Raw genomic sequence first — 19,989 nt, forward strand, 5'->3', positions numbered from 1 at the left:
CTTGACCACCACCTCCCGGTCATTGATCAGTTCCGAGACACGGCCCAGATGGGCCGGAGAAGCGACTCATGAAGGTTCGTAGAGATGACGAAGTCGTGGTCGTGACCGGCGACGACAAGGGTACCCGAGCCAAGGTGCTCCGCGTCCTCCCTGAAAAGGGGAAGATCATCGTCGAAGGGGTCAACCTCGTCTACAAGCACGTTAAGCCCAGCCAGCGCAATCCCCAGGGGGGCCGGCTCTCCAAGGAGATGCCGATCGACGCCTCGAACGTCCTGCCCTACTGCCCCTCGTGCAACGCCGCCAGCCGCGTCGGCTACCGGATCCTCGACAACGGCCAGAAAGAACGCTACTGCAAGCGATGCTCCGGCGGCCTCGGAACCCTTGGCCCCCCGAAGCCCTCGCGGGCCAAGACCAAGGCCTGATCTGATCGCTAGCCCGCCGATGGGGTCCGGTTCGCCTCGGCGACGCGACGCCCCGATCGTCGCTCGCTGGCTCATCCCGCACCAGCCTGGCCGCTTGCGAACGATCGGCCAGGTTCATGCTGAGTTGACATCTCGTTGAATTTCGATACTTCCCCATTATCCCCCGCCGGCATACGGGAACCGACCGACCCGATCCCGCGCCGACGGTCAGAGGATCGCCCCGATGGCTCGCCTGTTCGACGAATACCAGAACACCATTGCCTCGGCGATGGCCGAGAAGTTCGGCATCACCAATGTGATGGCGATCCCGAAGCTCGAAAAGATCGTGCTGAACATGGGCGTCGGTCGCGCGACCCAGGATAAAGCCATCCTGGACGTCGCCGTCGACACCATGGGCCGGATCGCCGGTCAGAAGCCGGTCGTGACCAAGGCCAAGCAGTCGATCGCCGGCTTCCGCCTCCGAGAAGGCAACGAAATCGGTTGCAAGGTCACGCTCCGCGGCCCCCGGATGTACGAGTTCTTCGATCGCCTGATCAACCTCGTCCTGCCCCGCATCCGTGACTTTCGCGGCGTCAATCCGAACAGCTTCGACGGCAACGGCAACTACACCCTCGGCCTGACCGAACAGGTGGTCTTCCCCGAGATCGAGGCCGACAAGATCTCCCACACACTCGGCATGGACATCACCATTGTCACCACGACCCGCAACGACGATCAGGCCCGCGAACTGCTCCGAGCCTTCGGCATGCCCTTCCGCAAGCCCGGCCAGCAGCGGGCCGGCTGATTGATCGACCGGCCTCGTGCTGGCTCTTTTTCCCCGTTCTGTTTCCGTTTGTTTGCGTTTTCCAGGACCCCCGCCTCGCCGACTTGCCGGACCTCCTTGCACCACAGTATTCCTTGCAGGACCGGACGAGTTACCCGAGGCGGTGTTGAGGATTGCCCCCGCCATGATGACCGACCCGATCGCCGACATGCTCACCCGCATCCGCAACGCCGTGCGGATCGAGCGTTCCCACGTCGACATGCCCCACTCCAACGAGAAGCGCGGCATCGCCGCCGCCCTGAAGGACGAAGGCTACATCTGGGACTACGAAGAGATCGACACCGTTCCGGCCCGGACCCTTCGCTTGAACCTCAAGTACGGCCCGAACGGCGAGAAGGTCATCTCCAAGATCGACCGCGTCAGCAAGCCCGGACGTCGGGTCTACTGCGGCTACCGCGACCTGAAGCCGGTCCAGGGCGGCCTGGGCGTTCACATCGTCAGCACGCCCAAGGGAATTCTGAGCGACCGTCGAGCCCGGGCCGAGAAGGTCGGCGGCGAGGTGCTGGCCCTGGTCTATTGATCCGATCAAGCCCACGCCGAGCCCTCACCACCCCCTGCGATCACCGTCCCGGAGCCTCAAACCATGTCTCGAATCGGCCGCCAACCGGTCCCCGTCCCCGACAACGTCAAAATCAACCTGGCCGGCTCGACCATCGAGGTCGAAGGCCCCAAGGGGAAGCTCTCGTTCACCTTCCGCGAGGAGATGGACGTCAAGTACGACACCGACGCCAAGCAAATCCTCGTCTCACGCCCCAACGACGAACGCCCCGTCAAGGCGCTTCACGGCCTGACCCGCACCCTGATCGCCAACATGATCAAGGGGGTCACCGAAGGCTACTCCAAGCGCCTTGAGGTCGTCGGCGTCGGCTACCAGGCCCAGCTCAAGGGGCCGAACACCGTCAACCTCGTCGTCGGCTACGCCAACCAGATTCAGATGACCGCCCCCGAAGGCGTCACTGTGACCGTTCCCGACGCGACCCACATCCAGATCACCGGCGCCGACAAGCAAGCTGTGGGCGAGTTTGCCGCCCGCGTCCGCCGGGTCCGGCCCCCCGAACCCTACAAGGGCAAGGGAATTCGCTACGAAGGCGAACAGGTCCGCCGCAAGGCCGGTAAGGCGTTCGGCAAGTAATCTCGACCGTTGAGCAAGGCAGGCGTTCCCCCGGGGCGAGCGGTCTTCCAGGGCTTGGCCCTCCGTTGCTCCCGAGACCTCTTGTCCGGCTCGGCTGCCTCGCTTCGAAACTCGCTTAAAAACTCACCAGGGTCGGGTGGCCGGTCGTCATCGGCCGCCCCGAGGGCCCAGGAGGAAATCGACCGTGAAGGGTAAGAATCACCGGCTGAATGTCCAGCAGCAACGGCTCCGCCGCCAGCGGCACGTCCGCAAGAAGCTGTTCGGCTCGACTGAACGGCCCCGCCTGGCCATTTTCCGAAGCTCCAAGCATATCTACGCGCAAATCATCAACGACGGCGAGGGCAAGACCCTCGTCTCGGCCGGCACCCTCGAATCGGCGATCCGGCAAGAGGTCAGCTACGGCGGGAACAAGGCCGCCGCGGCGGTCGTCGGCCGCACCGTGGCCGAACGGGCCAAGGCTGCCGGTATTGACAAGGTTTGCTTCGACCGCCGAAGCTACAAGTATCACGGGCGCATTCAGGCTCTGGCCGATGCCGCCCGAGAGGCCGGCTTGCAGTTCTAATCTCATTCGTCAACGATCGGGAGCGAGTAGGTCGTAGGCAGTCGGCAGTCAGCTGGATCGGTCAGTGCCTCCGCCAAGAGGTCCATCCTGATCGGCTTCCCGCACCGAGCATCGACTGGACCCAGTGTTCTTGAACGGATCCATCCGTCCCCCTACTGCCTACCGCCTACTGCCTACTGCCTACTTCCTTCCGGAGGATCATCCGTGTCCAGCGACAGTCGAGATCGCGGTGAGTGGAGCGAAAGCGTCGTGTCCATCCGCCGCTGCGCCGCCGTGGTCAAAGGGGGCCGCCGTTTCAGCTTCAACGCCCTGGTCGTCGTCGGCAATGGCCGAGGCCAGGTCTCCTGGGGCTACGGCAAGGCCAACGAAGTGCCCCCGGCCGTCGAAAAAGGGGTCAAGGACGCCCACAAACGCATGACCCGCGTTCAGATGCGTCGCGGCACCATTCCCCACCCGGTCATCGGCCGCTTCGGCGCCGCGAAGGTGATCATGCTGCCGGCCAGCCCCGGTACCGGCGTGATCGCCGGCGGAGCCGTCCGGGCCGTCGTGCAGGCCGCCGGCATTACCGACATTTTGACCAAGAGCATCGGTTCTCCCAACAAACTGAACCTGGTCAAGGCCGCCATCGACGGGCTGCAGCAGCTCCGCACGAAGGACGAAGTGGCCCGACTCCGGGGCGTGGAGCTGTGAGGTAAGCCATCATGCAAATTCACGACGTTCACGAAGGCATCCAGAAGCACAAAAAACGCAAGCGCGTCGGTCGAGGCCCCGGCTCGGGGCACGGCAAGACGAGCACCAAGGGGCACAAGGGACACTCCTCCCGCCAGGGGTTCAAAATTCGCCCCCTCTCCGAGGGCGGCCAGATGCCCCTGGTCCGCCGCGTGCCGATCCGAGGCTTCGCCAACGGCCGGTTCAAGAAGGATTTCGCCATCCTGAACCTGGAGCTGATCGAGGCCTTCTTCGAGTCCGGCGCGATCGTCGATGAGGCCATCCTCCGGGCCAAAGGGCTCGTCAAAGGGCGCCACGACGACGGCCTGAAAATCCTCGGCGACGGCACCCTGACCAAGGCCCTGACCATCAAGGCCCAGAAGTTCAGCAAGACCGCCGTCGAGAAGATCACCGCCGCCGGTGGCTCGGTCGAAGTCGTCGATTAACGTCCCGACCCAAATCAAACCGACCCGACCGGGCCGCGACGAGATCCGGCCCGGTCGGTGTCCGTTAGCCTCCGAAGGACCCGCCGGCTGCATCATCCGAGCAACCGGCGGCCTTGGTCGCCTTGATCTCCGAGCCTCTGGATCGCCACGTTTGCCAACCTTCTTGCGTGTGTTGTTTCCCCGACCGACCGCCCGACCCAACGTCGTCCTCGTCTCGCGGGCCTCGGCCTGCCGACCCGTTCGCGTTGGACCCGGACGGCAGGCCAAGGCCTGCCCGACCCCGCACACGTCCCCCTGGGGGAACCGCCGAGACCCCGCCCCCCGACCGACGTGCATAGGAGCCGTCCTGCCGTGCAGAAGCTGATCACGATCTTCTTCAAGGTCCCCGAGCTGCAGCGCAAGATCCTCATGACGGCCATGTTCCTGGCCATCTACCGGATCGGCTTCTACATCCCCCTGCCGATCGTCGATCAGTCGGCCCTGGCCGACTGGCAGGAGCAGATCCGCCAGCAGGCCTTCGGCAAGGTCCTCGGCATGGCCGCCATGTTCGGCGGCACCCAGATCGGCATGAGCACGATCTTCGGCCTCGGCATCATGCCCTACATCTCCGCCTCGATTATCTTCCAGTTGCTCGGCTCGGTCGTCCCCCAGCTCGAAGCCCTCATGAAAGAAGGCGAGAGCGGCCGCAAGAAGATCAACGAATACACCCGATACGCCACCGTCGCCATCTGCCTCGTGCAAAGCGCGATGTGGATCCGCTTTGTGCAGACACTTGATTATATCCCGGTTCAATATAAAGACTTCTTCCCCTATGGGTTTATTTGCGTGCTCATCATGACGACCGGAACGGTCTTCCTGATGTGGATCGGCGAGCAGATTGACGAGTACGGCATCGGCAACGGCATCAGCTTGCTCATCATGGCCGGTATCCTCGCCAGCGCCGACGATGCCATCTTCCTGCTCGCCTCCGGGTTCACTCCCCGCCTGACCGGCGACGCCGAGAAACCTTACTCGCTGATCGTCACCGGCCTGTTACTCGCCCTGTTCATCGCGGTGATCGTCGGCGTGATCGCGATCACCGAAAGCCAAAGACGCATCCCGACCCAGTCGGCCAAGCACGTCCGCGGCCGACGGGTCTACGGCGGCACCCGCCAGTACCTCCCCTTGAAGGTCAATCAGGCCGGCGTCATGCCGATCATCTTCGCCTCCAGCCTCCTGATGTTCCCCTTCTTCATCTTCAAGGGGCTGGCCTCCAGCACGGCCAGCTGGCTCGTCGCGGAGGATGTCGCCGGCTGGAAGGTCGCCATCGCCCGCTTCTTCGAGGCCGGGCTCGATGCCTTCCAGAGCCAGGCCTATATCTACACCATCTTCTACATCGGCCTGATTTACTTCTTCTGCTACTTCTGGACCGCCATTACCTTCAACCCGAAGGACATGGCCGATAACCTGAAAGACTACGGCAGCTTCATCCCCGGCTACCGACCCGGGCGTCGCACGGCCGAGTACCTGGAAAAGGTCATGCTGCGGATCACATTCGTCGGGGCCGCCTTCCTCAGCCTCGTCGCGGTCATCCCGTCGATCGTCCAGGGGGCTCTGGCTCAGGCCGGCACCAGCGTCGAGCCGGTGATCACCTCCTTCCTCGGCGGTACCGGCCTGCTGATCGTCGTCTCGGTCTGCCTTGACCTCGTGCAGAAGATTGATAGTCACCTGATCATGCGGAACTACACCGGCCTGATGAACCGCCGCTGATCGCTTCGCCGATCGCCAACGTCCGCGCTCCCGGAGGGCTCTCCCCCATGCTCCGCCCCAGCCGATCGACTATCAAGCTCAAGAGCCCCCGAGAGATCGGCCTGATGCGAGAGGCCGGCAAGGTCGTCGCCGAGGCTCTGGCCCGAGTCCGAGAACTGGCCGTGCCCGGCGGCACCACCGCCGAGATGAACGAGGCCGTCGCCGCCATCTTCCAGCGTCACAACGCCACCCCCTTGTTCCTCAACTACCCAAGCCCCACCAAGGGGGTCCGCCCCTTCCCCGCCGTCATCTGCGCCAGCGTCAACGACGCCGTCGTCCACGGCATCCCCACCCGTCGCCCCCTCCAGGAGGGCGACATCATCTCCATCGACACCGGTTGCCGGATCAACGGCTGGTGCGGCGACTCGGCCATCACCCTGCCCATCGGCCCGATCTCCGAGGAAAACCAGAAGCTCCTCCAGGTGACCAAGGAGACCCTCGACCTGAGCATCCGCGCCATGGAGCGCTGCGAGACCTGGGCCGAGGTCGCCGGCCTGATGGAACGCTACGTCCGGTCGCAGCACATGCACGTCATCGAGAAGTTCGTCGGCCACGGCATCGGCCGCGACATGCACGAGGAACCCCAGGTTCCGAACTTCGTCAGCAAGGCCCTCCGCCGCAACGACTTCAAGCTCGAACCCGGCATCGTCCTCGCCATCGAGCCGATGGTCGCCCTCGGCACCAAGCACGTCAAGGCCCTCTCCGACGGCTGGACCATCGTCACCAAGGACGGCCTCTCCGCCGCCCACTTCGAACACACCGTCGCCATGACCCCCGACGGCCCGAAAGTCCTCACCTTGCCCCACGGGCTCGACTGACGTCGACCGGTTCCCTCTTCCATCCGGTCCGATTCGACACTCTCGAAGTGAAGTCAGCACGATGCCTCCCAACGCTCAGCTGTGCATCGAGGTCGAGCGGGAAGAGGATGGCCGTTGGATCGCCGAGATTGCCGAACTTCCCGGCGTCCTGGCCTACGGGCCGACACGTTCTGAGGCGATTGCTCGGGTCGAGGTGTTGGCGCTCCGAGTGCTCGCGGACCGCCTCGAACATGGGGAATCCGTTCCCGAGCTAAGCCTTCACTTCATGAGTTCCAAGGGCCTCGTTGGCCTTCGACCAGGATGATGATTCCCTACGGACACCCCATGACCTCCGATCGGCCAGATTTCCGATTGTTTTGGTCGCAACGGACTTGCAAGAGAACACTCGTCTCGATACAGTAGTCGAATTCCCCCCGGTCTGCAGGCGCGCGCCGGTCGGCCGGCATACCCTCGCGCCATCATGCCCTTTGGGGCATGTTTGCGAAGCGATTGTTCTGAGAAAAGACGGGACTGGAGCGATGAAGGTCCGATCAAGCGTCAGGCGTATTTGCGAGAGCTGCATCATCGTGCGGCGCCGGGGCAAAGTGTACGTCATTTGCAAGAGCAACCCCAAGCACAAGCAGCGGCAAGGCTGAGCCGGCTTTTTCGATCGTGTTGACCACGATGAAAGCCGAGCCCCGGCCCTCCCGGAGGAACAGGACGGATGCCTCGTATCCTGGGCGTCGATATTCCCAACGACAAGAAGATCCGGATCTCGCTGCGGTACCTCTACGGCATCGGCCCGTTCCTGGCCGATCAGCTCTGCGAGCGCACCGAGATCGACCCCGAGAAGCGGGCCCGCGACCTGACCGACGATGAGCTGGCCAAGCTCATCGCCCTGCTTGACAACGAGTACACGGTCGAAGGCCAGTTGCAGCGGGTCGTGCAGCAAAACATCGCTCGACTGCGAGACATCAACTGCTACCGAGGCTTCCGGCACCGCCGCGGCCTGCCGGTCCGCGGCCAGCGAACCCAGACCAATGCCCGCACCCGCAAAGGTCCTCGCAAGACCGTCGCCGGGAAGAAGGGCGTCAAGGACATGCGCTGAGTTGAGTTGCTCCGCGATGGTGAGTCGAACCCCCTCGGATCGGCTCGTCGCGGCCTGACTCGTGCTCACTCGGGTTTCCGGAGCCCTTCGCTTCGGGGCCTCTCGCCCGGCACCTCGGCCGGGCGCGTTCGTTCCATCGCAACGGAACGGATCTCGCCAGCATTTTTGCGATCGGTCGGAATCGATCAGCGTTTTCAACGGACCTTCAAGAGCGGAGCAGCCCAGCGGTGGCCAAGGCCAAGAAGCGGAAGACGCGTCGCAATGTCAGTCGCGCGGTCGTGCACATCAAGGCGACGTTCAACAACACACTGGTGACGGTCACCGACCCCAACGGCGATACCCTCTGCTGGGCCTCCAGCGGCACGGTCGGCTTCAAGGGGAGCCGCAAGAGCACCCCGTTTGCCGCCCAGCGGGCCGCCGAGGTCTCGGCCTCGGCCGCCACCAAGTTCGGCGTCAAGGAGGTCGAGGTTCGCGTCAAGGGGCCTGGTTCAGGCCGCGAAAGTGCGATCACCGCGCTTCAGGCCGCCGGCCTGTCGATCAAGGCGATCGAAGACGTGACCCCCCTGCCCCACAACGGCTGCCGACCCCCCAAGAAACGACGGGTCTGATCGGTCGGTCGGTCGCGTTGTCCCGTTCGGATCGGCCTCGGTTCCCCTTCGAACCATCCCCGATCCCCCCCGAATCCATCATCGGATGACCCAGGTACGCATCAGCCCAGCTCGTACATTTATTTTGGTTTGAGAATCGAGGATCATGGGACGCCACATCGGACCTGTCTGCCGGCTCTGCCGCCGCGAGGGGATCAAGCTGTTCCTCAAGGGCACCCGCTGCGACTCGCCCAAGTGCGCCGTGGAGCGCCGCGATGGCCCGCCCGGCCAGCAGCAGTACCGCCGCGGAAAGCCGAGCGAGTACTCCATCCGCCTGCGAGAGAAGCAGAAGGTCAAGCGCTACTACGGCGTCTTCGAGCGCCAGTTCCGCCGCTATTACGACATGGCCAGCCGACGCCCCGGCAACACGGGCGACGTCTTGATGGCCCTGCTCGAACGTCGGCTCGATAATGTCATCACCCTGCTGGGCTTCGCGGTCAGCCGCCCGTCGGCCCGCCAGCTCGTCCGCCACGGCCACATCCTGGTCAACGGCCGCAAGACCGACATCCCGAGCTACCTGGTCAAGCCCGGCGACATCATCAAGGTCAAGGAACGCGAGGAATCGCAGAACCTCGTCACCGCGGCCCTGAACATGGAAGGCTTGCCCCCGGTTCCCGACTGGCTCGATCGCGCCGGCTCCGAAGCGGGCGAGGCCCGCGTCAACCGCATGCCCTCGATTCAGGACGTCTCCTTGCCGGTCACGCCTCAGCTGATCGTCGAGCTCCTCAGCCGCTAAGCGACGCCGAGGCCTCGCCAGGCATCTCGACCCGATCGGCCCCGATTCGGGGCGGTCGGGTCCCGCAACGTTTGTTTCTCGCTTACTTGATCGCTCTTGCTTGCACGTGCAATCGATTCCGAATTCGGGACGGGGATTCACCGCGGAGAACGCAGAGGACGCCGAGGCAGACCCCCGGGGATCTCCCCACGGCGGCGCCCCCCGCCGCCGTTTTTTTGTCCCCGAGAACCCCGCTGCGTCCTCTGCGGTGAATTTGGGAGCCTGATTCAGCCATGCGCATCCGTTGGCGAGGCCTGGAACTGCCCAGCCGGGTCACCTGCAACCGCGAGACCCTTACGGACACCTTCGGCGAATTCCACGTCGAACCGTTCGAACGCGGTTTCGGCCATACCGTCGGCAACAGTCTCCGACGCATCCTGCTGTCGAGCCTCGAAGGCAGCGCCGTCACCACGATTAAGATCCAGGGTGTCCAGCACGAGTTCTCCACCATCCCCGGCATGGTCGAGGACATCACCGACCTGGTCCTGAACCTCAAAGGCCTGGTGGTCAAGAACCACTCCGATCAGCCCCGGACGATCCGCATCGAACGCGATCGCCGAGGCGTCGTGACCGCCGCCGACATCCTCCACGATGAATCCGTCGGCGTCTTCAACCCCGACCACATCCTCTGCACCCTCACCGACGACGTCCCGCTGAACATCCAGATGACCGTCGAGAACGGCCGAGGCTACCGCCCCGCCGCCGAAGGCCATACCGACGACCTCGAAGTCGGCGCCATCCCCATCGACGCCATCTTCAGCCCCGTGACCCGCGTCGAGTACCGCGTGCACGATACCCGCGTCGGTCAGCGCACCAACTACGACCAACTCTCGATCCGCATCTGGACCACCGGCACCCTCAAGCCCGAAATGGCCCTGGTCGAGGCCGCCAAGATCCTTCGCAAGCACCTCAACCCCTTCGTCCAGTACTACGAGCCCGGCCCCGGCCTGCCCTCCGACGGCACCGGCGGCTTCGAGAGCGGCAGCTACAGCGGCGGCGTCGACATGGAAACCGAGCGCAAGCTCAACATGTCCCTCGCCGAACTCGAACTCTCGGTTCGGGCTACCAACTGCCTCGAAAGCGAAGGCATCACCACCGTCCGCGACCTCGTCAGCCGATCCGAAGATCAACTGCTCGGCGTTCGTAACTTCGGCGAGACGACCCTCAAGGAAGTCCGCATCAAACTTCAGGAAATCGGCCTCGACCTCGGAATGGCCGACGCCCGTCGTTAATGTTTTTTGGAGTAGGCGATAGGCAGAAGGCAGTCGGCAGAACCGAATCCTAAGCATTCGACGCTCTGCCCCCTTTGCCTCTACTCGGTGTCCCTTTCTGCCTACTGCCTTCTGCCTACTGCCTTCTGGAACCCAAGCCATGCGTCACCGCAAAGCCGGACGAAAGTTCAAGCGAACCCCCGAGCATCGTCGGATGCTCCTGCGCAACCTGGCCACCTCGCTGTTCGAGCACGAGCGGATCGAGACGACGCAGGCCAAGGCCAAGGATCTTCAGCCCTACGCCGAGAAGCTCATCACCCTGGCTGTTCGCGGACTGCGACGCCAGAAGGCCCTCGGCGGCGAGCATGCCGACAAGATGCCCCTCGCCGAGTTCCGCCGCAGTCTTACCGTCCTGACCCGCAAGGACATTGCCTACAAGCTCTTCCAGGAGATCGCCCCGCGCTACCTGGAACGCCCTGGCGGTTACTCCCGCATCTACAAGCTCGCGCACCGTCGCCAGGGCGATTGCTCGCCGATGGCCCTCATCGAGCTGATCCCCGCTGATGAGCCGGTCCGATCCAAGAGCGTCCAGCCCGAGGTCGTCGGCTCCGCCTGATCGCTTCTGGCCCGTCTGGCCGAAGATCGACCGCACCTCATGGGAGAGAGTCGAGAGCAGACCCCCGCGTTCTGCCTTCGACTCTCTCTCTTTGCGTTTTCACGCGGCCCCATCTGACCGTTCACTCCGCTCCTGCCTCTGCACAAGCCGGCCGTTCGAGGAGTCTCGCACCAATGACCTACGACCCTCAGAACATCTTCGCCAAGATCCTCCGCGGCGAGATCCCGGCCGCGAAAGTCCTCGAAACCAATCACGCCCTGGCCTTCCTCGACATTGGTCCCGTCAACAAGGGGCACGTCCTCGTCATCCCCAAGGCCGAAGCCGCCACCCTCTCCGACCTCCCCGACGACCTTGCCGCCCACATCGGTTCGCTCCTTCCCCGCCTCTGCCGCGCCGTCAAGACCGCCACCGGGGCCGACGCCCTGAACATCGTCGTCAACCACGGCGAGGCCGCTGGCCAGACCGTCCATCACGTCCACTGGCACATCATCCCCCGCTTCTCCGGCGACGCCGTCCACTGGCCCTGGCCGCACCAATCCTACGCCCACGACGAGATGGAGCAGATGCGCTCCCGCATCGCCCAGTCTCTCGACAACGCGAACGCCACCGACTCCTGATCGTCATCCTCGCGCCTCGTTTCCCGGGCCGTTCGATCCCGATCCGACGGCCCTCCGCCGATGGCCTTGAATCGTGATCGCCGCGCGATTTCCCCTCGTTCCGATTGATCCGGATCGACTCTGATCGCCGCGTTGCACCACGGTCATGCTCGTCCCCCTGTAAGCCATCGCGATGTTTGGGTCTTTTCTTCTGTGGATGCGATCGAGAGCCTTCCACAGGCCCTCGACGTCGCAGAGGCCTGCGCGCCACGAATCCCCAAGACCCAGAGGGAGAACTCGTATGGCGAAGACCAAAAAACCACGGCAAGCCAGAGGCTCTGACGCAACGCAAGCGAACCCCTATGCCGCCCCAGTTGCAACCCCGACGTCCTCGACCCCACCCACTGACCTTGCCGTCGGTGAGCCGAGGAACGTACCCATCCGCTTCGACCACCTGAGCGGCGCGTCCAGGCTGGCCTCGCGACAGCAAGGAACCTGGATTCTGATCCTCCTGGTCCTGGTCGTTCTGGGAGCCGTCGCCAATCTGATCCTGGCCTTCGGACTGGGGGGCCTCTCGGGGGCGATCGGAATTCCCGCCGGCGCAGTGGATGCCTCGGCGGCTTCCTTCAACGCGGCCGACCTGCTGATCCAGGCTGGCACCTTCCTGTCCACTACGGCGGTTATCGCCTTTCCCCTCGGCGGCCTGTTCCGCACTGCCTGCAAGCAGGTCCGCGGCAAACCGATCGCGGTCGGTGACCTGTTCGGGGCAATCGACGTCTTCGGTCAGGTCTTCCTTGTCGTGCTCTTGATCGAGATCCTCACGGTGATCGCGGTCAGCGTGGTGGTCCTGCCCTTCTGGATCGCCGTTGCCCTGCTCCCGCCCCGCGATGCCCCGCTCGCCCTTCTGGGAGCTTTGGTCTTCGGAATGATCGCCTTTGCCCTCATCACTAGCCGCTTGATGCTGGCGATCCCGCTGGTCGTCGACGGCCGGCAGAACGCGCTCGCCGCGATCCGCAAGAGCTGGGTGGCCCTTCGCGGTCAGACCCTCTCGGCGATCGCCTTTAACGCCCTCGCGGCGATCGTGGCGAGCCTGGGGGCGATCCTCCTGGGCATCGGGCTGCTGTTCACGGCGCCGATCTATTACGTCGCGATCGCCCTCGTCTATCGCGACCTTTTCCTCGGGAAGTCCGTCGAGACGGCCTGAACCCGCGGTCGCGGCGTTCGATACAACCCTCGCGTCAGGCCCCGCCCCTCGACCCAAGGGGCGGGGCCTGATGACTCCGCACCCCGAGATCGGAGGTCCCCATGCTCGACCGATTTGGCTCTGCCGCTCTCGTGCTCGCCGCCCTCCTGATCGCCCCGGCGACCGCCGCCGACATTCCCCCCGTGCCGGCCGAGAACGGGGTCGGACAGTTCACGCATGATTACGCCAACGTGCTCGACGAGCAGGCCCGGGCCCGCATCGCCGAGGCCCAGCGCGCCGCCTTCGAGCAGCACGACACCCCCATCATCGTCGTCACCATCACCGCGATGGCCGCCTACAACCACCAGGGGCCGATCGATCCGCTCGCTCGCGAGTGGTTCGACGCCTGGCAGATCGGCACGCTCAACCGTCCCGGCGGAGGGGCCAACACGGGCATCCTCGTGCTCGTCAGCCTTGGCGACCGCAGGGCCCGGATCGAGCTGGGGGCCGACTGGGGCCGCCGCTGGGACGACTTCTCCCAGCGCGTGATGGACACCGAAATGATCCCCCGCTTCAAGCAAGGAGACTACAGAGCCGGCATTGTCTCCGCAGTCGCTTCCCTCTCCGAAATGGCCGCGATCGGTCCCAACGGATCTCCGCCGAAGCCGCGGCTCGGCCAACGCATCGGCGGAGAGTTCCGCCACCTCTCGCAGACCAATGGACTTCCGCTGATGCTGATCGGAGGCTTGCTTGGCCTGGGAACCCTCGTCCTCGCGCTCGGAATCGTCGCTCCCCAACTCGGATTCCCGGAAAACACTCGGAAGTGGCTGATCTTCGGTGGGCTTGGCCTCATCGCGGCGGCCTTCTTCAGCTGGCTCGTGCTCATCGCGGCGATTGTGATCCTCGCCATCCGACACGCCCCCAGCAGTGGCGACTCCTCCTGGCGAGGCGGCGGTCACTACCGCGGTGGCAGTGGCGGTGGAGGGGGCGGCAGCTTCAGCGGTGGCGGCTTCAGCGGTGGCTCCTCCGGGGGCGGCGGCGCCAGCGGTGGCTGGTGAGCACGCGGGCCGATCGCCTGCTTCCTGACGAGGGAGGGCCGACCATCGACCCTCCCCCGCCGTCGTGCTGGCCCGGCAGATCCAAAGCCGTCCCGCCCGGCATCTCCACCTCCGGATGGCCCCGGTCCTCGCTCCTCCTCAATCTCAACCGCGGAACGCGTTTCCGACCTCCCCCGGAAAATTTCTTTCCCCATGCCTCTTGATCGTCCGATCTTGGTTGTATATACATCTTGCGAAGGAGAATGCCATGACCCCCGAGGAGTCTCGAGCGACCGCCTGGCGATTGGGCAGGCAATGCCTGGCGATTCGGATGCGGTTGCTCAACCGCGTCGTCGGTGGGATCTACGACGACGCCTTGCGGCCGATCGGCGTCCGGATTGCGCAGTTCAGCCTGCTCACGGCCATTGCCGGCACCGAGCCGATCCGCCCCGGCGACCTCGCGACGCTCTTGCGGATGGACAAGTCCACCGTCAGCCGAGACGTCGACCGCCTGAAGGCCAGCGGCTGGGTCGTCACCGAACCAGCCCCGAAAGGCCGAGGCCAGGTCCTCCTCCTGACCGAGGCCGGCCGAGGTATCCTCGCCGCCTGTCTTCCCGCCTGGGAAGCCGCTCAGGCCGAGGCCGCCCGGCTGCTCGGCCCCGAGGGCGTCCGCTCCCTGCACGACGCCGCACCCGAGTTTCCCCCCAAATGCTAGGTTTTCCCGTATCCTGAAAGTTGTATCTACAACAAAAGGACGCTTCGATGAATCGGATCGCGCTGCGGATGCTGATGGGGGACCGTGGCAAGTACCTCGGCCTGATCTTCGGCGTCACCTTTGCCACCCACCTGATGAGCCAGCAGGTTTCGATCTTCATGGGGATCGTCTCCCGCACCGGCAACGCGATTCTCGACGTTCGAGACGCGGACATCTGGGTGATGGATGAGCGCGTCCGCTTTGTCGACGAGGCTCCGCCCATGCCCGACTCCGACCTGATGCGCGTTCGAGGCGTGCCGGGGGTCTCCTGGGCGGTCCCCCTGTACAAGGGGGCGGCTCGGGCTCGGCTCGAAGACGGCGAGGTCCGCAACCTGATGCTCACCGGGCTCGACGACGCCTCGCTCGTCGGCGCACCGTCGCACCTGATCGCCGGCCGGCTCGACGACCTCAGAAGGCCCGACGCCGTCATCCTCGACACCGCCGGCTACGAGTGGATGTGGGGCAAGGAACCCTACCGCCTTGGCCGCACCTTCCAGATCAACGACCGGCGGGCCGTCCTGGTTGGCGTCTGCTCGGTCGGATCACCGTTCTTTTCGGTTCCTCAGGTGTACACCCGATACAGCAACGCCCTGCGATTCGCCCCTCCCGAACGCAACGCCATGACCTACGTCCTGGCCTCCCCTCGGCCGGGCGAGGACCCCCGCCTCGTCGCCGAGCGCATCACCGAGCAGACCGGCCGCCTGGCCCTGACCCGCTCCGCGTTCTTCTGGAAGACGATCCGATACTTCCTCTCCTCGACCGGCATCCCGGTCAATTTCGGCGTGACGATCGCGCTGGGCTTCCTCGTCGGCGCCGCGGTCACCGGCCAGACCCTCTACCTGTTCACGATCGAGAACCTTCGCCAGTTCGGCGCGCTGAAGGCGATGGGCGTCCGGAACGGCCGGATCCTTCGGATGATCCTCCTACAGGCGACGGTCGTCGGTGGTCTCGGCTACGGCCTGGGGGTGGGGATGACCGCGATCTTCTTCATCACCACTGGCCAGGTCACCCACCTGGCCGGCCTTGCGATGACCCCAGTCGCCTTCCTGGGCACCGGCCTGGCCGTTTTCGTCATCATCCTGCTCACGAGCTTCATCAGCGCCCGGAAGGTGCTCGCTCTCGAACCCGCCGTGGTCTTCCGAGGCTGAGTGATCTGCATCGCTCATTCAGACAAGTGAATCACAACGTTTTTCGAAACTCAGGCCCGACGGAGTCTCTTTTCATGACCCTGCTCGTCGAGCATCCCCGTGCCGAACGTTCTCCGATCGATGAGGCTCGTCCCCTCCCTCCGGCGGTCCGCTGCCGAGGCTTATCGAAGGAGTTCGGTACAGGAGAGGCGCGATCGACCGTCCTTCGGGGGATCGACCTCGACGTCCCGCCCGGCGAGCTGACCCTCTTGGTCGGCCCCTCCGGTTGCGGCAAGACGACCTTGATCTCGATCATCGCCGGTCTGCTCAACCCGACCTCCGGCTCGGTTCAGGTTCTCGGCCGCGACCTCGGTACGCTTTCGGGAAACGAGCTGGTCGACTTCCGGGCGGCGCACATCGGCTTCGTCTTCCAGCAATACAACCTTCTCCCTGCCCTCTCGGCCGCCGAGAACGCGGCCGTCCCCCTGGTCATTGCCGGGGTCCCCTGGGCCGAGGCGGTCGCCCGAGGCCGGGCGATGCTCGACGCCGTCGGCCTGGCTCACCGGGCCGACGCCCCGCCGTCGCAGCTCTCCGGCGGCCAGCAGCAGCGGGTGGCGATCGCTCGAGCCCTGGTCAGCGAGCCTCGCCTGCTCGTCTGCGACGAACCGACCGCCGCCCTCGACGCCTCCTCCGGCCGGACCGTCATGGAACTGATTCGCTCCGTCTCTGTCCGCCCCGACCGCGCGGTCATCGTCGTCACCCACGACTCCCGCGTCCTCGACCTCGGAGACCGCACCATCGCCATGGTCGACGGCATGATCGACTCGGTCTCGGTTCGATCGTGAATTCAATGACATGAACTTGTGATCCTTCAAGACGGCCCGACGATCGAGCCGTCGTCCCGACCTCGGAGAGCCTGATGAACCTGATTTCAAGCTTGATGGGCCGCCTGGCGATCCCGGCCCTCGCGCTGACGATGGGCACGCTGGGGGCGTATCATGTCCACCGGGAATCGCAATCGCCCGGCGCGTCCGAGCCCCCGGCCTCGCCGTCGACCTCCCCCTACGACGAGGCGATCGCGGTGGCCGGCCTGGTCGAGGCCCGATCCGAGAACATCGCCGTGGGATCGGCCCTGTCCGGGGTCGTGCTGGAGGTCTTCGTCTCCGGCGACCGCGTCGGCGCGACGGTCGCCGCCGGCGACCCTTTATTCCGGGTCGATGACCGTCATCTGAGGGCCGAGCGCGCCGCGGCCCAGGCTCGGCTCGACGCCGCCGCAGCCCGGCTCGATCGACTCCGGATCAGCCCCCGGCCCGAGGAGATCCCCCCGAGCCTCGCCCAGATCGAGACGGCTGAGGGCCGCGTTGCGCTGGCCCTTGATAAGCTCGAACGCGCCCGGAGGCTCGTCGGCCGCGATGCCGTCTCGACCGAACGGCTCGTCGAACGCGAGCTGGAATACCGCATCGCCTGCGCCGAGCTTGACCGCGTCCGAGGCGAGCACGCCTTGCTCATCGCCGGTGCCTGGGAAGCCGATCTCTCGGTCCTGGAGGCCGAGCAGGCCCAGGCCGCCGCCGAGGTCGCCCGGCTCGAGGTCGAGATCGACCGCGCCACCGTTCGAGCCCCCATCAACGGCACGGTCCTTCGCGTCTCGGTTCGCCCCGGAGAACAGGTCGCGGCCCTCCCCGACGCCCCGCTCGTGGTCCTCGGCGATCTCTCGGCCGTCTTCGTCCGTGCCGAGGTCGACGAGGAAGAGATCCCTCGGCTCCGCCCCGGCGCTCCCGCCCGAGCCTTCACCCGGGGCGACGGCCAAAATCCCCGGCCGCTCCGGTTCGTCCGGGTCGAGCCCCTGGTCCTTCCCAAACGTTCGCTCACCGGCTTGGGTGGAGAACGTGTCGATACCCGAGTCCTTGAGGTCCTCTTCGAGGTTGAAGACCCCCATTCGACTCCCCTCTTTGTCGGTCAGCAGATGGACGTCTTCATCGACACCCGCCCTTCGCCAACCCTCGCATCTGACGATCCTCGCCGGGAATCGGAGTAATCACCGCGTCCCGGCCGAGGCTCGCCGTTCTTTCGATCGCTCGTTCGGCTCGCCCTGCCTTCCCCCTCCCTCTCCCCCGATCGCACGGGGGAAGCAGGGGGAAGGCAAGGCTTGCCGTGTTGATGAGCGATTGCTTACGTCTTCGGGCCGCCCATCGACCTCGCCGAGGCCAGCGCCAGCAGGGCATAGGCGGTCACAAGGTTCGGGTCCCCTTCCATCCAGCGATCAGCCGGGTTGACCCACTCGCCGAGCTCCCCCTGACGCTCGGCCAGCGCCGCGACCAGGTCGGCCCGCCAGTCGTGCGAGACCCCTTCGGCATCCACCAGGGCCGGATCGCCGAGCGCCGCCAGGGCCTTGGCGAAGGTCTGGTAGTAGTAGAACAGACCTTGCTGGCCCAGCCCCGGATTCTCGTCGAGCGCGTAGTTCTGCCGGATGAACTCATAGGCTGCCTTCACCCGAGGGTCATCCATCGACAAACCGGCATACACCATGCTTTTGAGCCCCGCATAGGTCATGCTCGCATACGACCGCAGGCCGCCGCCGGGGGCGTCGCCGGCCTGGCTCTCGCCACCGTTGGCCGGGGTGTAGATGAACCCGCCGTCGTTGACCTTCTTGGCGAACGGCTGATCGTTGAACTCGCTGTCGAGGTTCTGCGACCTTGAGACGAACAGCAACGCCTTCTGCAAGGCCGGGTCGTCCTCGGGCAGACCCGTTTCCCGAAGCGCCTCGATCATGAACGACGTGTTCGACATGTCCGGCCGGCTTTTGCCGCCGTATCCGGCCCCACCGTAGAACGGGTCGGCCGGGGTCTTCCCCTCGGTTTCGTCCCACTGCAGGCCGATCAACGATGACTGCCCCCCTGCAATCGCCGCGTCGTAACGGTCTCCGACCCCTTTGGCCTTGGCCTCATGAAACGCCATGATCCCGATGGCCATCAAATAATTCGCATGCGGCCCCTCGGCCTGCCTCCCGTCCGGGCCGATCGTCTGCTCGATCAGCGCCAGCCCTTTTTCCACCACCGGATCGAACGGTGTGACCCCCGACCGCAAGAGGCTCGTCACCACCAGGCCCGTAATCCCCGGGCTGATGTTCGTCGACCACCCGCCTCCTTCTTCCTGCCTGCTCTTGAGAAACGCCACGCCCCTGGCCGTCAGCGTCTCACTGCTCGGGCTTCCCTGCTCCTGCCCGATCGCCCCCGATCGGCCCCCGATCGCCCAGAACCCGAGCACCCCCGCTCCCGCCCCTTGAAGAAATCGCCGACGGTCTTGTCTCTGGTGCAACACGTCTGTCTGCCTCCGTTTCCGTTTGACCGTTCCGATTCCGGTTCCGCGTTCCTCATCCACGAGCCGAGCGGGACCGCCTCAGGCGCTCGTCAAAACGCGTTTTCATTATAGCCACGGTCCACGCGATTTCGCCCTGATTCGTCCCTCGGTTTCCTCCATCATGCCTCGAAGAGCGGTGGGAGATCGCGCGCCCCGTGAAGGATACGGATGATTTCGATGCCATCGCCATCTGCGGTTGGACGGTAGAAGACGACGTACTTCCAGACGGTGAAGTGACGGAGATTCTGCGCGAACTCTTCGGCGGAAGCCCCCATCAAGGGATGGTTCGCGTATCGCTCGCATCCTTCGTCAAGCATCTCGGCGAAGCGATCCGCGAGCTGCGAACCTTGCGTGTCCAGGTCGTCGAAGATCCCCTCCAGGTCTTCCTGAGCCTGTCGAGAGCGGATGACCCGGGGCATCAGCCCACATCCTTGCCGTCCCGCCGACGGCGGCGAACCGTCGCGAGCGAGCCTTGAACATCCAGCGGCGCCACCTCGCCCCGGTCGGCCTGGTCGATGCCGATCTGGATCTCCTTCCGCAGTTCTTCGAGCCTCATCTCCCGGATGCGGTCCCGCTCCTCCAGCAATCGAAGGGCCTCGCCCACCACCTCGCTCGCCGACAGATACCTCCCGCTCTCCACCTTGCTTCGGATGATCTTCTCCAGCTCCGGCGTCAGGGAAACGTCCATCGAACCGGCTCCTTTTCGATCGCGTCGGCCTCCCCCGTCAGAATACGTCCCGATCGCGCAGCCTGTCAAAAGACTGCGATCCCCCTCAGGCACCCGAGGCGCCGAGCGCCGCCCCGCGCCCGAATCCAGCGTCTGTGTGCCCCGCTCGCCTCGTGCAGGGGAGCGGGAACGATGCCGATCTCAGCTTCTCCGACGGGGCCAGGGGTCGGGAG

At 65.2% G+C, this 19,989-nt stretch carries 26 protein-coding genes; 23 read left to right on the forward strand and 3 right to left on the reverse strand.

Annotation, left to right across the window (positions count from 1 at the left end; genetic code table 11):
- The first annotated feature begins 68 nt into the window (after window positions 1–68).
- The 23 genes from rplX to HG800_RS18235 all read left to right on the forward strand — a co-directional run bounded on the left by rplX (window position 69) and on the right by HG800_RS18235 (window position 17,767).
- Window positions 69–422 (forward strand): 50S ribosomal protein L24, encoded by a 354-nt coding sequence (gene rplX, locus HG800_RS18125; RefSeq protein WP_169978063.1) that lies wholly within the window; start codon window positions 69–71, stop codon window positions 420–422.
- A 223-nt stretch (window positions 423–645) separates the two neighbouring features.
- Window positions 646–1,206 (forward strand): 50S ribosomal protein L5, encoded by a 561-nt coding sequence (rplE, locus tag HG800_RS18130; protein WP_169978064.1) that lies wholly within the window; start codon window positions 646–648, stop codon window positions 1,204–1,206.
- A 163-nt stretch (window positions 1,207–1,369) separates the two neighbouring features.
- Window positions 1,370–1,765 (forward strand): 30S ribosomal protein S8, encoded by a 396-nt coding sequence (gene rpsH / locus HG800_RS18135; RefSeq protein WP_169978065.1) that lies wholly within the window; start codon window positions 1,370–1,372, stop codon window positions 1,763–1,765.
- A gap of 63 nt (window positions 1,766–1,828) precedes the next feature.
- Window positions 1,829–2,377 (forward strand): 50S ribosomal protein L6, encoded by a 549-nt coding sequence (gene rplF, locus HG800_RS18140; protein ID WP_169978066.1) that lies wholly within the window; start codon window positions 1,829–1,831, stop codon window positions 2,375–2,377.
- 184 nt (window positions 2,378–2,561) lie between these two features.
- Complete coding sequence (gene rplR, locus HG800_RS18145) at window positions 2,562–2,939, forward strand: 50S ribosomal protein L18 (RefSeq protein ID WP_315852057.1); 378 nt, start codon at window positions 2,562–2,564, stop codon at window positions 2,937–2,939.
- A gap of 204 nt (window positions 2,940–3,143) precedes the next feature.
- Complete coding sequence (gene rpsE / locus HG800_RS18150; RefSeq protein ID WP_152052691.1) at window positions 3,144–3,629, forward strand: 30S ribosomal protein S5; 486 nt, start codon at window positions 3,144–3,146, stop codon at window positions 3,627–3,629.
- An 11-nt stretch (window positions 3,630–3,640) separates the two neighbouring features.
- Complete coding sequence (rplO, locus tag HG800_RS18155) at window positions 3,641–4,093, forward strand: 50S ribosomal protein L15 (RefSeq protein ID WP_169978067.1); 453 nt, start codon at window positions 3,641–3,643, stop codon at window positions 4,091–4,093.
- Window positions 4,094–4,444: 351 nt separating this feature from the next.
- Window positions 4,445–5,842, forward strand: a complete 1,398-nt coding sequence (gene secY, locus HG800_RS18160; RefSeq protein WP_169978068.1) for a preprotein translocase subunit SecY — start codon at window positions 4,445–4,447, stop codon at window positions 5,840–5,842.
- A 47-nt stretch (window positions 5,843–5,889) separates the two neighbouring features.
- Window positions 5,890–6,699: a type I methionyl aminopeptidase gene (gene map / locus HG800_RS18165; protein ID WP_169978069.1), complete on the forward strand. Its 810-nt coding sequence runs from the start codon at window positions 5,890–5,892 to the stop codon at window positions 6,697–6,699.
- Between the two features lie 61 nt (window positions 6,700–6,760).
- Complete coding sequence (locus HG800_RS18170) at window positions 6,761–7,003, forward strand: type II toxin-antitoxin system HicB family antitoxin (RefSeq protein WP_169978070.1); 243 nt, start codon at window positions 6,761–6,763, stop codon at window positions 7,001–7,003.
- Window positions 7,004–7,217: 214 nt separating this feature from the next.
- On the forward strand, window positions 7,218–7,334 hold the full coding sequence (rpmJ, locus tag HG800_RS18175) for a 50S ribosomal protein L36 (protein WP_152052695.1): 117 nt from the start codon (window positions 7,218–7,220) through the stop codon (window positions 7,332–7,334).
- A 68-nt stretch (window positions 7,335–7,402) separates the two neighbouring features.
- On the forward strand, window positions 7,403–7,786 hold the full coding sequence (rpsM, locus tag HG800_RS18180) for a 30S ribosomal protein S13 (RefSeq protein ID WP_169978071.1): 384 nt from the start codon (window positions 7,403–7,405) through the stop codon (window positions 7,784–7,786).
- A 227-nt stretch (window positions 7,787–8,013) separates the two neighbouring features.
- A complete protein-coding gene (rpsK, locus tag HG800_RS18185; RefSeq protein WP_152052697.1) occupies window positions 8,014–8,394 on the forward strand; it encodes a 30S ribosomal protein S11 in 381 nt (126 codons plus the stop codon).
- A gap of 145 nt (window positions 8,395–8,539) precedes the next feature.
- Window positions 8,540–9,169, forward strand: a complete 630-nt coding sequence (gene rpsD, locus HG800_RS18190; RefSeq protein WP_169978072.1) for a 30S ribosomal protein S4 — start codon at window positions 8,540–8,542, stop codon at window positions 9,167–9,169.
- 272 nt (window positions 9,170–9,441) lie between these two features.
- Window positions 9,442–10,440, forward strand: a complete 999-nt coding sequence (locus HG800_RS18195) for a DNA-directed RNA polymerase subunit alpha (protein WP_169978073.1) — start codon at window positions 9,442–9,444, stop codon at window positions 10,438–10,440.
- A gap of 139 nt (window positions 10,441–10,579) precedes the next feature.
- On the forward strand, window positions 10,580–11,035 hold the full coding sequence (gene rplQ, locus HG800_RS18200; protein ID WP_169978074.1) for a 50S ribosomal protein L17: 456 nt from the start codon (window positions 10,580–10,582) through the stop codon (window positions 11,033–11,035).
- Window positions 11,036–11,208: 173 nt separating this feature from the next.
- Window positions 11,209–11,652 (forward strand): HIT family protein, encoded by a 444-nt coding sequence (locus HG800_RS18205; protein ID WP_169978075.1) that lies wholly within the window; start codon window positions 11,209–11,211, stop codon window positions 11,650–11,652.
- A 280-nt stretch (window positions 11,653–11,932) separates the two neighbouring features.
- Window positions 11,933–12,835: a hypothetical protein gene (locus tag HG800_RS18210; protein WP_169978076.1), complete on the forward strand. Its 903-nt coding sequence runs from the start codon at window positions 11,933–11,935 to the stop codon at window positions 12,833–12,835.
- A 101-nt stretch (window positions 12,836–12,936) separates the two neighbouring features.
- Entirely contained in the window at window positions 12,937–13,872 is a 936-nt protein-coding gene (locus tag HG800_RS18215) for a TPM domain-containing protein (protein ID WP_169978077.1), read from the forward strand.
- Window positions 13,873–14,119: 247 nt separating this feature from the next.
- Window positions 14,120–14,566: a MarR family winged helix-turn-helix transcriptional regulator gene (locus HG800_RS18220; RefSeq protein WP_169978078.1), complete on the forward strand. Its 447-nt coding sequence runs from the start codon at window positions 14,120–14,122 to the stop codon at window positions 14,564–14,566.
- Between the two features lie 47 nt (window positions 14,567–14,613).
- Window positions 14,614–15,753, forward strand: coding sequence for an ABC transporter permease (locus HG800_RS18225; RefSeq protein WP_169978079.1), 1,140 nt, complete (start codon window positions 14,614–14,616; stop codon window positions 15,751–15,753).
- 74 nt (window positions 15,754–15,827) lie between these two features.
- Window positions 15,828–16,577 (forward strand): ABC transporter ATP-binding protein, encoded by a 750-nt coding sequence (locus HG800_RS18230; RefSeq protein WP_169978080.1) that lies wholly within the window; start codon window positions 15,828–15,830, stop codon window positions 16,575–16,577.
- 74 nt (window positions 16,578–16,651) lie between these two features.
- Window positions 16,652–17,767 (forward strand): HlyD family secretion protein, encoded by a 1,116-nt coding sequence (locus HG800_RS18235; RefSeq protein ID WP_169978081.1) that lies wholly within the window; start codon window positions 16,652–16,654, stop codon window positions 17,765–17,767.
- Between the two features lie 134 nt (window positions 17,768–17,901).
- Here the strand turns inward: HG800_RS18235 and HG800_RS18240 are convergent, their stop codons facing one another.
- The 3 genes from HG800_RS18240 to HG800_RS18250 form a co-directional block, all read right to left on the reverse strand.
- Window positions 17,902–19,050, reverse strand: a complete 1,149-nt coding sequence (locus tag HG800_RS18240) for a prenyltransferase/squalene oxidase repeat-containing protein (RefSeq protein ID WP_206352339.1) — start codon at window positions 19,048–19,050, stop codon at window positions 17,902–17,904.
- A gap of 158 nt (window positions 19,051–19,208) precedes the next feature.
- Complete coding sequence (locus HG800_RS18245) at window positions 19,209–19,508, reverse strand: type II toxin-antitoxin system RelE/ParE family toxin (RefSeq protein ID WP_169978082.1); 300 nt, start codon at window positions 19,506–19,508, stop codon at window positions 19,209–19,211.
- Window positions 19,508–19,777, reverse strand: coding sequence for a type II toxin-antitoxin system ParD family antitoxin (locus HG800_RS18250; protein WP_169978083.1), 270 nt, complete (start codon window positions 19,775–19,777; stop codon window positions 19,508–19,510). Before HG800_RS18250 ends, HG800_RS18245 begins: the two co-directional genes overlap by 1 nt.
- Between the last annotated feature and the right edge of the window lie 212 nt (window positions 19,778–19,989).

It is taken from the genome of Tautonia rosea (assembly GCF_012958305.1).
Lineage (GTDB): Bacteria > Planctomycetota > Planctomycetia > Isosphaerales > Isosphaeraceae > Tautonia > Tautonia rosea.

Excerpts from the sequence above, each read along its gene's own strand:
- rpmJ (WP_152052695.1), top strand. The coding sequence starts at position 7,218 with ATGAAGGTCCGATCAAGCGTCAGGCGTATTTGCGAGAGCTGCATCATC.
- rpsH (WP_169978065.1), top strand. The coding sequence starts at position 1,370 with ATGATGACCGACCCGATCGCCGACATGCTCACCCGCATCCGCAACGCC.
- rplO (WP_169978067.1), top strand. The coding sequence starts at position 3,641 with ATGCAAATTCACGACGTTCACGAAGGCATCCAGAAGCACAAAAAACGC.
- HG800_RS18210 (WP_169978076.1), top strand. The coding sequence starts at position 11,933 with ATGGCGAAGACCAAAAAACCACGGCAAGCCAGAGGCTCTGACGCAACG.
- rplQ (WP_169978074.1), top strand. The coding sequence starts at position 10,580 with ATGCGTCACCGCAAAGCCGGACGAAAGTTCAAGCGAACCCCCGAGCAT.
- HG800_RS18195 (WP_169978073.1), top strand. The coding sequence starts at position 9,442 with ATGCGCATCCGTTGGCGAGGCCTGGAACTGCCCAGCCGGGTCACCTGC.
- HG800_RS18235 (WP_169978081.1), top strand. The coding sequence starts at position 16,652 with ATGAACCTGATTTCAAGCTTGATGGGCCGCCTGGCGATCCCGGCCCTC.
- rplX (WP_169978063.1), top strand. The coding sequence starts at position 69 with ATGAAGGTTCGTAGAGATGACGAAGTCGTGGTCGTGACCGGCGACGAC.
- HG800_RS18170 (WP_169978070.1), top strand. The coding sequence starts at position 6,761 with ATGCCTCCCAACGCTCAGCTGTGCATCGAGGTCGAGCGGGAAGAGGAT.
- HG800_RS18215 (WP_169978077.1), top strand. The coding sequence starts at position 12,937 with ATGCTCGACCGATTTGGCTCTGCCGCTCTCGTGCTCGCCGCCCTCCTG.
- HG800_RS18250 (WP_169978083.1), bottom strand. The coding sequence starts at position 19,777 with ATGGACGTTTCCCTGACGCCGGAGCTGGAGAAGATCATCCGAAGCAAG.
- HG800_RS18245 (WP_169978082.1), bottom strand. The coding sequence starts at position 19,508 with ATGCCCCGGGTCATCCGCTCTCGACAGGCTCAGGAAGACCTGGAGGGG.
- HG800_RS18220 (WP_169978078.1), top strand. The coding sequence starts at position 14,120 with ATGACCCCCGAGGAGTCTCGAGCGACCGCCTGGCGATTGGGCAGGCAA.
- HG800_RS18205 (WP_169978075.1), top strand. The coding sequence starts at position 11,209 with ATGACCTACGACCCTCAGAACATCTTCGCCAAGATCCTCCGCGGCGAG.
- rpsD (WP_169978072.1), top strand. The coding sequence starts at position 8,540 with ATGGGACGCCACATCGGACCTGTCTGCCGGCTCTGCCGCCGCGAGGGG.
- rplE (WP_169978064.1), top strand. The coding sequence starts at position 646 with ATGGCTCGCCTGTTCGACGAATACCAGAACACCATTGCCTCGGCGATG.
- HG800_RS18225 (WP_169978079.1), top strand. The coding sequence starts at position 14,614 with ATGAATCGGATCGCGCTGCGGATGCTGATGGGGGACCGTGGCAAGTAC.
- HG800_RS18230 (WP_169978080.1), top strand. The coding sequence starts at position 15,828 with ATGACCCTGCTCGTCGAGCATCCCCGTGCCGAACGTTCTCCGATCGAT.
- rpsM (WP_169978071.1), top strand. The coding sequence starts at position 7,403 with ATGCCTCGTATCCTGGGCGTCGATATTCCCAACGACAAGAAGATCCGG.
- map (WP_169978069.1), top strand. The coding sequence starts at position 5,890 with ATGCTCCGCCCCAGCCGATCGACTATCAAGCTCAAGAGCCCCCGAGAG.
- rplF (WP_169978066.1), top strand. The coding sequence starts at position 1,829 with ATGTCTCGAATCGGCCGCCAACCGGTCCCCGTCCCCGACAACGTCAAA.